The 13,629-nt window shown below is 40.3% G+C and carries 11 protein-coding genes and 1 pseudogene; all 12 read right to left on the reverse strand.

Annotated features, from left to right (window positions below):
- Position 1: 1 nt before the first annotated feature.
- On the reverse strand, positions 2 to 622 hold the full coding sequence (locus tag HYS07_04465) for a site-2 protease family protein (protein MBI1870430.1): 621 nt from the start codon (positions 620 to 622) through the stop codon (positions 2 to 4).
- Positions 622 to 1,392 (reverse strand): hypothetical protein, encoded by a 771-nt coding sequence (locus HYS07_04470; GenBank protein MBI1870431.1) that lies wholly within the window; start codon positions 1,390 to 1,392, stop codon positions 622 to 624. The genes HYS07_04465 and HYS07_04470 overlap by 1 nt, the downstream gene beginning before the upstream one ends.
- A complete protein-coding gene (locus HYS07_04475; GenBank protein ID MBI1870432.1) occupies positions 1,389 to 3,212 on the reverse strand; it encodes a protein BatD in 1,824 nt (607 codons plus the stop codon). Before HYS07_04475 ends, HYS07_04470 begins: the two co-directional genes overlap by 4 nt.
- Positions 3,213 to 3,229: 17 nt before the next feature.
- A complete protein-coding gene (locus HYS07_04480; GenBank protein MBI1870433.1) occupies positions 3,230 to 4,120 on the reverse strand; it encodes a tetratricopeptide repeat protein in 891 nt (296 codons plus the stop codon).
- Complete coding sequence (locus HYS07_04485) at positions 4,117 to 5,160, reverse strand: VWA domain-containing protein (protein ID MBI1870434.1); 1,044 nt, start codon at positions 5,158 to 5,160, stop codon at positions 4,117 to 4,119. Before HYS07_04485 ends, HYS07_04480 begins: the two co-directional genes overlap by 4 nt.
- Positions 5,161 to 5,337: 177 nt before the next feature.
- A complete protein-coding gene (locus HYS07_04490) occupies positions 5,338 to 6,330 on the reverse strand; it encodes a VWA domain-containing protein (GenBank protein ID MBI1870435.1) in 993 nt (330 codons plus the stop codon).
- Entirely contained in the window at positions 6,320 to 7,195 is an 876-nt protein-coding gene (locus tag HYS07_04495; protein MBI1870436.1) for a hypothetical protein, read from the reverse strand. Before HYS07_04495 ends, HYS07_04490 begins: the two co-directional genes overlap by 11 nt.
- Before the next feature lie 63 nt (positions 7,196 to 7,258).
- A complete protein-coding gene (locus HYS07_04500; GenBank protein ID MBI1870437.1) occupies positions 7,259 to 8,143 on the reverse strand; it encodes a DUF58 domain-containing protein in 885 nt (294 codons plus the stop codon).
- Between the two features lie 173 nt (positions 8,144 to 8,316).
- Complete coding sequence (locus HYS07_04505) at positions 8,317 to 9,306, reverse strand: AAA family ATPase (protein MBI1870438.1); 990 nt, start codon at positions 9,304 to 9,306, stop codon at positions 8,317 to 8,319.
- Positions 9,307 to 9,449: 143 nt separating this feature from the next.
- Positions 9,450 to 9,830, reverse strand: a complete 381-nt coding sequence (locus HYS07_04510; protein MBI1870439.1) for a hypothetical protein — start codon at positions 9,828 to 9,830, stop codon at positions 9,450 to 9,452.
- An 82-nt stretch (positions 9,831 to 9,912) separates the two neighbouring features.
- Positions 9,913 to 10,682 (reverse strand): annotated as a pseudogene (locus HYS07_04515) (ATP-binding protein).
- A 145-nt stretch (positions 10,683 to 10,827) separates the two neighbouring features.
- The coding region (locus HYS07_04520; GenBank protein ID MBI1870440.1) for a hypothetical protein at positions 10,828 to 13,629 on the reverse strand (2,802 nt) is incomplete at its 5' end.

Below are 13,629 nucleotides of genomic sequence, written 5' to 3' on the forward strand. Positions count from 1 at the left end.
TTTACCTCAATCCTGTTACCCACTGAACTAGAGCATCCAGCACAGGAGCAATAACCTTATCAAAAAATCCTGTTCCCATTAAAAGAAGTAGAATAAAAAAACCTATTTTATCAAAGGTCATCCAATGAGGAAGAGTTCTACGAGGCAAAAGTCCTGCCAAAATTCGAGAACCATCTAAAGGGGGAACAGGCACCAGATTGACAAGACCCAGCCAAAGATTAATGACACAAAAAATAAGAAGACTATGAAAGAGAGCTCCTGGTAAAACAAGATGCTGATTAACATGAAAATGAACGAGAGTTCCTGCAACCCCTCCTAAAATAAAATTCATCAAAGGCCCTGCCAATCCTACCCATAAAATATCTCGCCTGGGATTTTTCATGGCAGAGGGATTGATGGGAACAGGCTTTGCATAGCCAAAAAATACTCTTCCCGTCAACAGCACCTGAAGCAATGGAAGAACGACCGTTCCAAAAGGATCAATATGCGGAAGTGGGTTCAGCGTCAAACGTCCTTCGTTCTTGGCCGTTCGATCCCCTCTCAATAAAGCAACCCATCCATGGGCACATTCATGCAATACAATCGACAAAAAAAGAAGAAAAAGCTGCAAGATAATTTCCACTAAATCCTCCCATAACTTTTTGACTTTACCCAACCTATCCAACCATTGGGAAGTTCAATCTTTGACCATTCACCTTGTTGAGCCTCGATCATCACTTTTAATCCTTCATGAATTTTAGAACTGACCGGGAACGACTTCCCAGGACCGCTTAAAACCTGCACCTCTTTTATCAAAATAATTCCCTTGGGGTGCATCACTTCATCCCGACGAACAATATACCAAGAAGTAAGAAATATCACTTGAAATAACGCAAGCACTCCCGCTGTCATCCAAAGTTTAGATCGGACTTTAGGGATCAAAAAAATGAATGAAAGATTCATCAAAATAAACCACCCAAAAATAACATTGATGAGCACGAGTTCCCAAAGGCTTAAACGCTTGGCAATCCACTCAAAGGGCTGAAGAAGAAACATGTGGGGAGAAGGAGCCATTTTATCCTGGAGAAGATTATGTGCAAATTCAAGATTAAGCCTTATTTCCTGATCCCTTCGACTCGATCGAAGGGCACGCTCATAAAAAAGAATCGCTCTTCCTAATTTTCCTAATTTAAAATAACAATTGCCCATATTGTAATCCATTTCGCTAGATTTAAAACCGCCCTTTTCTATTTTTTTGAAATTGCTAAGGGCCTTTTTAAAATCCCCTTCTGTGTAAGCCTTTTGGCCTTCCTTAAAAAGTGTTTCAAAAAATGAACTCGCCTGAATTGAGAAAGGCACAAATTGAAAATAAATAACGACGAGAAAGAGGAATCTCTGTATAAAATTTTTCATATTTTTTTCTCTAACTGAGCCAAAATATTTTTAAGTTCTTTAAGAATCTCTTCTTGAGCTAACCCTGACTTTTCCATCGGAGTGAAACGCCCTAAATTCGATTTTTCAAACATCTCTTCCATCAATTTCAAAAGGGATTCATCAGCCTTTCGCTTTTCTAATTGAATTTTTATTTCATCCCAACGATATCCTTGAAGAGCCAAACCCAACTTCTTTGAAAGATAATCGGTCAAAACCTGTTCAATCCCTGCGTAAAATTCATTCGCATTTTTATCTCCCCTATAGCGACGAAGGGCTTTCAACTTTCTAAGCGCCGATCGATAGGACCGCTGAACCATCACCCCTTCAAAATTTCGGGCTACGAAATTACGCCTTAACCAAACCAAAAAGGAAATCATTAGAAAAAAAAGTGGAAACCCTAAACTAGCAACCATCATTTTTGAGCGAGGCACCCTCTGTCGATGGGTGAAAGCATTAAAATCAGTTTTAATAAATTGAATATCTTTTTGAAGCATCTTAAAATCATTTTTAGTTTCTTCCTTGAGAGAAAGTTGTGGTGAAAGATCCCCTTTTCCCTTCTCTACTTGTATAGGAATCACAGAAGTACGAAGGGTCTGATAAGATTTTTTCTCAGGACTAAAAAAAGAGAACGAAACACCTGGAATTTCATGGTGTCCTTCTCGCGTTGGAATTACAACTTTTTTTACAACCTTTTTACCATGAATTGGGTCCTGATCTTTTTTAATATCTTCCGAATGTCCCGAATCATATATTCGAAAAGCATCTCCAAAATCAAGATGGGGTTCAGTCAATGTTCCAATATTCCCCTCCCCTTCTAAAGTAATCGAAAGGGTGATGGGCTCTCCTGCTTTCACCTTAGGTGAGTCAACATCTGCCTTCATGTTAAATTCCCCTACAGCCCCTGAGAAATCGGGAGGTTGTCCCTCCTTTGGAAGCTCCTTTACCTTAACCACGATAGGATCTGTTTTCAAATTTAATCGTCTTCCCTCAAACATTTGAAAGGGATCCGAATCAAAGAATTTAAAGGGGTCATCATCAAAAAATGAAGAAGCACTCCTCCTACGTCCTGATGGAATCTGACATTTAAGTTCACTTGGGCCAATGGTTAAATCACCCGATGTGGTTGGGAAAAGGGCCGTTCTTAATTCTGAAACAAGATATTTTTCCCCATCAACCACCTCATAATAGGTCTTTTCAGAAGGAATCGTTTCTACCCAAAATCCGGAAAAATTGGGTGGGGCATAAGCCGGTTGACCCAAAAAATTAACCTTACGATATAATTTAAAAGAGAACATAATTTGTTGACCCACATAAACTTCATTCAAATTAACTTCAGCTCTCGTAAAAATTAAATTCTGAGCCTTTTCTTCCTCTCTAGAAGCAGGAACTTCCCCCATCGGAAGAGGTCTCCTGTGAGAAGGCCCCCCTCCTTTCTCCTCTACCGCCTGAACCACTTCAATCTCTATCTGTGAAGTCTGATAAACTTTCTGATCCTGTTTAACTTGAATGGGAGGAACGGTGAATTTTCCCAGCGACTGAGGCTCTAAAATATAGGTATAGGACGCAGATGAAGCCATTTTGCCATTGATAATGGTAATATTTTGGGACTGACCCGCTGAATGGGCAACTAAACCCTGCAAATCTGGAATAATGGGTTTTTCAATATTTGAACCTGTAACAGTAATGGTTAAAACGGTGCTTTCATTCAGAGGAATTCGATGCCGATCAACCGTTGCATCAATCACGTCTTGATCAGATGACCCGGCATATCCTGTCCAAAAAATAAAAAAAACAATCATCCATTTTCGCATAGGTTTTACCAATCATTCCCATTGTCTGACTCGTCTGAAGATTCTGTCTTTGTTAAATTCCAGATTAAATCCTTCTTCTCCTGATTCATCACATCCAAAATCTGAATCGCCTCTTCTTTTTTCATTCCATCTTTCTTCCCTTCCTGACTTTTTTCGGAAGAAACCGCGGAGGTATCATTTTGGCTTCCCTCTTTTTCATTAGAGAAAGACTGCTCCTTCTTTTCGTCTGACTTTTGTTCATCTTGCTTCTTTGCTTGAACCTCTCCTTTTTTCTCCTGGGAAGATTCTTCATCCTCTTTATTTTCTACTGCATCCTTCTCCTCATTTTTTTCTCCTCCTTCCTTCCCAGCTTGAGTTTCTTTCTCTTCCCCTTTTTTTTCCTGATCTTGCTCCCCCTCTTTTTTATCACCTGATTTCTGTTGTTCTTCTTGCTCTTCTTCTTTTTGTTTCTTTTCGTCTTTCTTTTGTTTTTGCTTCTCCTCGACTTTTTTCAATGTCACTTCATAATTATATTTAGAATCTAAATCCTTTGGATCTTCTTTGATGGCTTTTTTATACCACTCTAAAGCCTGAGCATAATCCCCCTTTTTAAAAGCACAATTTCCAAGACTATAATTGGAAATGGATTTTGTCGAAAGATATTTTGTTTGAGAAGAAAGAGACTTCTCATAATAATTTTGAGCCTCATCAAAAGCCTTCTTCGCGTAAAAGGCATTGCCCAAATTAAATAAAATACTCAGGTTATCTTCGCTCTTTTTAAGGGCATCCTGATACCTTTGAATAGCCTCATCATATTGTCCCTTTTGATAGGCCTCATTTCCTTCTCTCGCTAATTGATAACGAGAAAGACCCATTAAAAAAGGAAGCATGAAGATGAGCAACCCAATTTTTTTCACGCTACCCTCCTTTTCAACCATTCATTTTTGACCTGTCTAAAAGATCCTTTTCGCTCTCCGATTAAATCACATAAAATTATCAAAAAAATTGCCATCAAAAGAGGGCCCTGAAATCGTTCTTCATACTGAGTAACAACAGCCTCTCCAAGCTCACCTCTTTCTAGCCTATTCACCTCTTTAAAAATTTCTTTAATTTCCATTCCCCCTGAGGTTGCACGAAAATATTTCCCTCCTGTTTTTCCAGCAATTTCCTGGAGTATTCCTTCATTCAGTTTGGTAAGAATGACCTCTCCTTTTAAATTTCGCTTATGCCCCACCCTCTTCCCTGATTCATCAAACACCGGAATAGGCTCTGGGCTAAGCGCCCCAATTCCAATGGTGTAAATGTGAATGCCCTTGTCGTGGGCTTTTAAAGCAGCTTCTAAAGGCCCCGTTTCCTGATCCTCTCCATCTGTTAAAAGAATGATCGCTTTTCCGCTCGATTTTCCTTGATCAAAAAGGGTTAATGCTTGTTTAATCACTTTTCCAATGGCCGTCCCTTGATGACCTATCAACTCTATATCTAAAATTTCTAAATAAATTTTTAGAGCCGCAACGTCAAAGGTTAAAGGGCAAAGGGTCGCAACATCTCCAGAAAATGCAATTAAGCCAACACGGTTTCCCGCCATTTGCTCTAAAAGATCGACTAACTCTTGCTTCGCCTTCTGGAGACGATTCGGTAGAAAATCTTCCGCTAACATACTGGCAGATGTGTCAACTGCAATCACTACATCCATCCCTTTTCTTTGAACACGCTCTTCTCCTTTACCTAATAAGGGTCGTGCCAAGGCGATCAAAATCAGCAAAATTGAAAACCATTCCAGCGTTTTTATCATTTTCCTCCTTTTTGAACTGACACAATCTGTAAGGAGGAGAAGCGTTCTCGATTTTGCAAAACGGCCTAAACACTTTTTCCTACAGGATTCATCCCAAAAAAAGAGAACGGCCATGGGAATAAGAATCCACAATAAATATAAAATTTTATAATCCGCAAATTTCATTCACATCACCCCTCTTTGAGCTTTGAACCTTCGACTTGATTTCCTTCTTTCTCTTCTAGCTTCCAGCCTCTAGCGTCTAGCTCGCTTTCTGTTTTTGCCTCGAGCTCCTGCCCCGTCGGATGACTTGGGGTCGAGCTTCCAGCCTCGAGCAGTCTTTTTTTGAACTTTGAACCATCTCTAAGGCAGCACCCTCAACCAACTCCGTGCTGATAATCTATCAACCAAAAAAATCACTAACGCAGGCCAAAGAAACAATGGAAAGAGCTCTCGATAATTTGTATAAATTTTCGTCTTGCTTTCCGTTTTTTCCATTGTGTTAATCTTCTCGTAAATCTTCTTAAGAGCCTCTTCAGAAGTGGCCCTAAAATAGAGTCCTCCCGTTCGGTCGGCAATTTTCTTGAGCACTTCCTCATCAATTTCCGTTTTCATCTGAGCATAAGTTCTTCCCAACATGGGATCATTGATGGGAACAGGAACCAACCCCTCCCTACCAATTCCAATCGTATAAATTTTCACACCCAGGGCCTTTGCCATTTCAGTTGCCGTCAGGGGATCAATCTTTCCCGCATTATTCACCCCATCGGTTAAAAGAATCATCACCTTGCTTTTTCCTGAAGACCTTCTCAAACGGTTTAATCCATTGACAATTCCCATACCCATGGCCGTCTTTTCTTCAGGAACAATCCCCACCTTGATTTCATCCACCCGCTTCAGGAGAAAAGAATCATCCGAAGTCAGCGGACAAAGTGTAAAACTATCCTCGCCAAAAACTAAAACTCCCATTCGATCTCCACGGCGACTTTTAATAAATTCCTTGGCCCTTTCCTTCGCGACTTCGACACGATTTTTGGGATGAAAATCCTCTGCCAACATACTCCCTGAAACATCAATCGCAAGCATAAGATCAATTCCTTCTGTCGAATATTCCTCGTAAGACTCTCCTGATTGAGGTCTTGCAAGCGCCACTATAACGAGTACCACTGCCAACCCTTTCCAAATCAAAGCCCCCTTTACAAGTTTGACTTTCCAGTGAGAAAGACCTCCTTGAATTCCTCTCACATCAGAATAGAAAAGAGCCGCCTTTAAATGTTTTCCCCATTTTTTCTGATAGAAATAAAGACAGGGCAAAATTAAAAATAAGAATAGAAACCACGGGGATTCAAGACGCATGTGAAATTTCCTTTGTCACGTCTACCAGCTCAATCCCCTGCTGAAGCCGTAAAGTTAGCTCTAACCTATCCGGAATATATTTTGCAAATTTGACAAGATCAGCCTCATTCAAAAGATCTCTGATCTTATTCATGACTTCGCTAGAAAGTTTTTTAGATTTCAATTCTTTCAAACACTCGAAGGTGGTCATCTCTAAAATATTTAAGAAAAATCTACGACCCAAATAATGGCGCAAAATATCCGACAATTGTGAATAGACCTCTTTAATCCTTGCTTCTCTAAATGCATCAGAATGAGCAAGTTCCTCCAAACGCTTCAGAGCCTCTTCACTGGGACTTAAAAGGGAGATCGATGTCGAAAGAACTTTTAAGGGATGACTTATTTTTTTTCGAATCCAAAAGAAAACACCCACTCCTAAAAACGCAACAATCACGATCGCAAGATAAAGCCATAAAAAATGGCGTTCCAAAAGAAGTAAAGGTTTTGCCCCTCGAATGTCCGAATTCTCATCCTTGGGATTCATCAAGCTCTTGACCTCGAGCGAAAGCGCTTGAGTTTTTAGTTCCTCTTCCGGAGCGCCCTGAGGTATATATTCAATCAAAATGGGTCCCAAATTAAATTTTCCAGTTTGAAAAGGAAGGAAGGTGTAACTTAAAATTGTCCGAACTCTATCCCCTTTGAGTTTCTTTTCTGAAACATGAAAATCCTTTATTTCAAAAGGTTGCGTGTATTTCTCAATGGCAGGGGGTTTGACTTGAGAAGAGATCGGTCGTTCCAACGCTAAGGTTAAATGAATCTCTTCTCCAATGAAAACTTTATTTTTATCCATCAGGGCATCGACATGAACAGTTTCTTCAGCCCACATGCCTCTTTCCCAACATAAACATAAAAAGAGAATCAAAAGCCATATCCTTTTCCCCCTCATAGATCACCTGGCCCTTCTTTCTCTCATTTTAAATAATTGATTGAGAGATTTGGCATAAGAGGTCTGCGTCTCGATTCTGGCATGATCCACTCGATTGGATTGAAAAAGTTTTTTAAGAGATTGACTCCTCTTTTTTTTCTCGTCCTCTATCAAAAGGGAAACAGCCTTTGAATCAGTATTGACAAGACACATCTGGTCTGTCTCACGATCTTCAAGCCTTAAAAGGCCTATGGATGGTATTTTCTCCTCATGTTGATCAAAAAGCTCTAAAGCAATTAAATCATGTTTTTTAGCTGTAATCCTCAAAGGCTTCTCAAAGGAGGTATCTAAATAATCCGAAATGAGAAAAACGACTGAACGTTTCGGTAAAACCTTTGCGACATACTCTAAAGCCTTCGCAATATTTGTTTTTTTCCCTTTGGGTTTATAGAAAAGAATCTCTCGAATCATCCGCATTCCGTAACGCTTATTCCTTTTAGGCGGAAGATATTTCTCAATCTGATCGGTAAAGATCAGAAGGCCCACACGGTCATTATTGCGAATGGCTGAAAAAGCAATGAGTGCCGCAAGCTCGGCGGCCACCTCACTTTTCAAACGATCCCCACTCCCAAAATTCTGAGAACCGCTCAAATCAACCATCAATAAAACATTCAGCTGACGCTCCTCCATAAACTTTTTAACATAAGGATGCCCCATCCTTGCCGTCACATTCCAATCAATCGATCGAATATCGTCTCCAGGGATATATTCTCTCACCTCTGAAAATTCAATCCCCTGTCCTTTAAAAACACTATGATATTCACCCGAAAAAACCTCATTGACCAAACGCCGCGTCTTAATTTCTAAGCGCTTAACTTTTTTAAGAATATCGATAGGTTCTGGATTCATCGTTTTCACCATAAACATTTATTCACTCGCATGAATTAATATCAAAAATCAAAAATCAAACATCAAAATGACAGATCAAAATTCAAAATGGCTCACAAGTTAGGATATAGAGATGATTTTTACATTTTGACTTGTCATTTTGATTTTTGCATTTTGAATTTTAAATTATCTTTTCACGGCACTTCAATTTCTTCAAAAATTTTCTTAATGATACTGTCCGAGGTAATTTCTTCCGATTCGGCCTCAAAGGTTGTAATGAGCCGATGCCGCAGAACATCAGGCCCAATGGCCTTGATATCATCTGGAGTTACATAACCGCGACCCTTTAAAAAGGCATAGGCCTTCGCTGCCTGGGTCAAGTAAATGGTTGCTCGGGGCGAGGCACCATAGGCAATTAATTTTTTTAAATCGCCGAGTTTATGTTCTTCAGGTGAGCGTGTCGCATAAACGATATCCAGAATATAATTTTTAATTTTTTCATCCATATAAATCATGTAAATCACGGACCGCGCTTTCAGAATGTCCTGTGTATTGATGATCTCTCCCACAGAAATTTTTTGCCCGGTCGTCATCCTTTCCAGAATCTCTCGCTCCTCTTTTTTACTGGGATAATTAAGCTTGAGTTTCAACATAAATCGATCGACCTGAGCTTCAGGAAGCGGATAAGTCCCTTCTTGCTCAATGGGGTTCTGAGTCGCTAAAACGAGAAATGGTTCCTCCAAAGGAAATGTATTTTCACCCAAAGTCACCTGCTTTTCCTGCATCGCTTCGAGTAATGCGCTTTGAACCTTGGCTGGAGCCCGATTAATTTCATCGGCCAAAATAAGTTGAGAAAAAATGGGACCTTTTTTAGTTATAAATTGACTGTTTTTCGGATCATAAATCAGGGTTCCAAGCAAATCGGCAGGCAAAAGATCTGGCGTAAATTGAATTCTTTGAAATTTGGCTTGAATGGTTTGGGCAAGGGTCTTAACTGAAAGTGTCTTCGCAAGACCTGGAACTCCTTCAATCAAAACATGCCCATTGGCTAAAAGAGCAATCAGAAGCCGTTCAATCAAATAATCCTGTCCCACAATCACCTTACCTACTTCAGCCACAATCTGTTTAACGATCACACCCTCTTGTTGAATCTTCTCATTGATTTCTTTGATATTAAAATTCACAGACCCTCCTTCATGATTTTGATGAATAAAATAATCTAAGATTTGAGGTTCATTCTAGTATTTTGAACAAAATTGAGGGGAAAAATATTTCAACAGGATTGAAATATTGAGGGAATAAAAGGTTATTCTGGGGAAGTCATTCATTAACTGGCAGCTTGGTAATAAATAAATCGTCCGCAATGATCACAGTTAGCCGCTACATCTTTTCTTTGAATCTCCGCGTAGGTTGAAGTCGAGACCCCTATAAAACATCCTTGGCAGACAGCCTTAATGACAGGGACAACAGCATTAGAATCGCTCTTATTTCCTTTTAATCGCTCGTACCTTTTGACAATGAGGGAGTCTAATGTTTTGGTAAGATGAATCCGTTCCTTCTTCATCCCCTCCAATTTCTTAAGGAGACTTTTCTCACTGGCTTTAGGTTTTTTCTCAAGTTCGAAGGCGTCTTTAAGGATAGAACTGATCTCAAAGTCGAGTTTTTGAAGCTCAACAAGGTGGTCAACACGGATTTTTAGCACGATCAAAAACCTCCCCTTTATCAAGCCAGACCCTATCAAAATTCAAATAGCTTGTCAAGAGCTATGAGCACTGCATTCGAAACAACCTCTATACCCAAGCCGCTAGAAATTTTTGGACAGGCAATATCCTAATCCCATCTTTTAAGAAGTCCTTCTCACCATTCTGGGTGACCTGATACGAAAAGGGTATTTTGAGTTTGTCTTGAAAACAAAAAAGCTCTACATCCCACCCTTCACAGTCATGCCAATAATGACAGACTTTCAGAAGATGGGAGGCGACAAGATTTTCTAGGCGAGCGCCTGGTTTTTTCAAGTGACTCCAGTCCCAAAGATAAAGCTTCTTCTCTTTCCTCACACTTGCAATCCTTTTAGACTGATAGGGAGACAACCGAAAGCAATAATAAAAATTTTCACAGGTATCGAGCCAGTGACTGACCGTTCTATCTCTAGGCCCAAACCCTTTTCAGGGATCATCGGTTCATCCGGAGGTTTGAAAGAGGGGGTCTTTTTTAGAAGTTCTGCTACAGAAAAAGGATGAAGGCGATGGTAATGGTAACGACCTTGAAGCGAGTCACCTCCCCTTCGGTAAATATCCAGACGGGCACTCCCTGTCAGAAGAAATTTGTATTTTTCTTTGTGAGTGTCATACTCCCCCTTGACCCAATTTTTCCACCGCGGATATTTATGAAACTCATCCAGAATAATGAGCTCCATATCGGGGGGCCATATCCCATTGAGGGCCTCTTTTCTTTCAGCCAGCCTGTCCCAGGTGTAATATTGTGAGGCGTAATGGGATCCAACAATATCTCGTGCAAAAGTGGTCTTACCTACCTGCCGAGGTCCACCCAGAAACACCATCTTCTCACAAAGATCTTCCCGAATCGTCTGATCATATCTTTCTTTTGAGTTTATAAGTAAATTGTATACCACTACAAAATACTTTCAAGTAAATTGTACAGTCATGTAAATTACTTCTATTCGATAATATCTATCGATTCCGTTGTCACATCGATTTCTTGGAAACATCCAAACCCTCTCGAGTGATTTCCAAACTCTGGCTGAGAGATTTTATCAATGGAAGGGGAGGAACTCCACCCTCTTTTGGAATAAGCTCTAGTGCCTCATCCTTGCTCATTCCCATATCCTGCATCGCTTCTAAAAGAGCTTCACGATCATTGGAACAAAATACAATCAGAGCCAATTGCTCCCATTGATCTTTCTCAAAATTTTGATCGCCATGCACAGCTCGAACACCTGCTCGAACAAGCTCAGGACCATAAAGAACCCAGTGTTCGTCCCAACCGATCACACGCATTTGATTTTGAAAAGAAAAATCCATTTCCGGATGACTTTCTTCATGAATTCTTCTCACTTGTTCGATAAGATCCTTGCCGCTCTCAATTCTCAACATTTTTTCCTGAATCTTCAGAGTTCTTTTGAGTTCTTCCAAACTAGCTTCTGACATACTCGTATTTCCAAAAAATATAAACTCCATGTTCTGATGACTTGCTCTCGCCGCTTCTCTTGCCAAATCTAAAATCTCTCTGGCACGACTTCCTTCCATGAGCCACGCTACATCCACAAGAACATAAACAGGTTCTTTAATCGCTTTGGATCGATCCAGTGCCTTTGCGTAAATCTCTCTTTTTGCACGACCCATTTTAATCTCTAAAATCCATGTTCTAGCCTGGCCCCCTCTATATTGCTCAACCCGAACCCCTAGCGCCTGAATCAAGTTGGTCAAGTCCTCATCAGAAAGGGGTCTCCCCAAAGAACTTCTCTCTCCCCTATAATCTTCAACAACAGCCCCCAACCTTCTCAAAAGGCTTATAACTTCTAAATTGTCCTCAAGATATTGATCGAGTGTTTCTCCTCCCGAAAAATGCAATTGGTTTTTGAACCATTCCCCAAACCGGTCTAGCTCCGTCCTCCCTATAAAGCGCCCTCTCTCTCTTAAAAACCAAAGCGTTCCTCGTCCAAATCCTTCTATAGACCTATAAAATTCTATGGGGAAAAACCTTGCCACTACACTAGCTCCTCTCAATAAAATGAAAACTGCAGTAATTCCAAGAACAAGATAGGCAAACGCCTGAGCCGATATCAGCCCCAAGGCATAGTACCCTATGCTCAAGCTGATCAAAGAAGCCAAAGCGGATGAATGAAGCTTAGTTCCACTTTCTTTAGGCCCATATTTTTGCATCCATTCTTTGGATAAGGGATTTTCTAGAGCGAAGGGAATAGCCTTTCGCGCATCCGCGGTATCAATCTCTCCCTGAGCGTTAAAAACGCCAGAGGATAACGTTCCTGTTTCAATCGCATCTTGTATCCAGAGGTACAGATCCGATTTAAGTAAAGGATAAGAAATTACATAATTAAAGGCCACATTGGCGAGACCAATTTTTTCAACAGCCCTAATGTCTCTCTCATACACTTCAACATCCTCTTTAGGAGTCTTTCTCACTTCAGTCATAAATGATGGATTTTTGTTCGCAACATTCACCATAAAATCTAGACTTGAAGTGGAGGCATCGATCTCTGTCCAAAATCGTATTGCAAAAAGCCTTTGATAAAGATACCTGAGCTGAGCATCCTCACGAATCTGAATCAACCATGTTTGCCTCGAAAATTGTGACGCGTCCAATCCTAAAGCGATATGCCTTAGAGAATATATAGGTGTAAGATAGTTGCTATCCAATTCTTCATAGATTTCATAATACTTATTCATCCCTTTAACTTTCAAAAGGTAATGATCTCTTAAATCGATGAGGTTATCTAAGGCCTTTTGCAACCTGCTCCTTAACTCGGTTGAAGAGATCTTTCCCTGAGCCAAAATTCGAGAATTCTGTAAAAAAGATTTGTCTTCCAAAGCCTTTTCATATTCCTTAATTGCGCCATCCACCGAAGCTGAAACAATTTGTCGAATGACGACATTTCCTTCCTTTAAGTGGAGAAAATGATTTAAGTGACGGGCTTCATGAGACAAGGCTATGATGGTAAAATAAATCGACCGACTATTATGACGGCTATTCACCGTTAAAATGGGCTTTTCCAATTCACTTAAAGAACTATGGTAGACTAAATCCGATTGGGCCTCGTTAACAACTTCAATATCCACGCCTCCACTTTTAATTTGTTGAATCAATTTAAAAACTTCTTTCTTCGCGTCAGAGCTCGGCATTTTTCGATGGGCCTCTTCAATTCTGGTAAGAGCACTCTGCTGATCTTTATTCAAAACCTGAACCTTAGAACCTGAAACTGGTTTTACTTGGACGGGTCGTGAACCAGCCTCTACTCTTCCTAAAAACAAAACTGCAGCTGATAACGCAGCCACGAAAAGTCCAGCCATCACCGAAATTCTAGAGAATCCAGAAGAACTTCTACGGCTCTTTCCTTTGATAAGTGAACGAGACCCGTCAGTTACTCCTCTCCCTCCTCTAACCGAATGTGCTCTATCAGGGGTTACTCCAGCAACCTGGCCCATGAGCCCAAGATGTCTATATCCCAAAAAACTAACACTACTTCTTTCATGACGCTTATCACTTCCCGCATACTTTTCAAGCAAACCCCGAAACTCTTCATAGCCATCGCCTAGGGATTCTTTTAAATAGGCTTTGGTAAGTTTTTGAATCGTCCCTCCTGAATTCAAGAGTTGCCGAATTTCCTTTAAATGATTCATCAATTCTGGATCGAAACCTGAATTCCGAACGCCCTTATGTTTTTCCCTTAGGGATTGAATCACCGGTTTTAAATGGGGAACTGATTTTTCCCATTGATCAAATTCTTCTGAGGAGAGATTGCCTTTTTC

The sequence above is a fragment of the Chlamydiota bacterium genome (assembly GCA_016178055.1).
Taxonomy (GTDB): Bacteria; Auribacterota; JACPWU01; order JACPWU01; family JACPWU01; genus JACOUC01.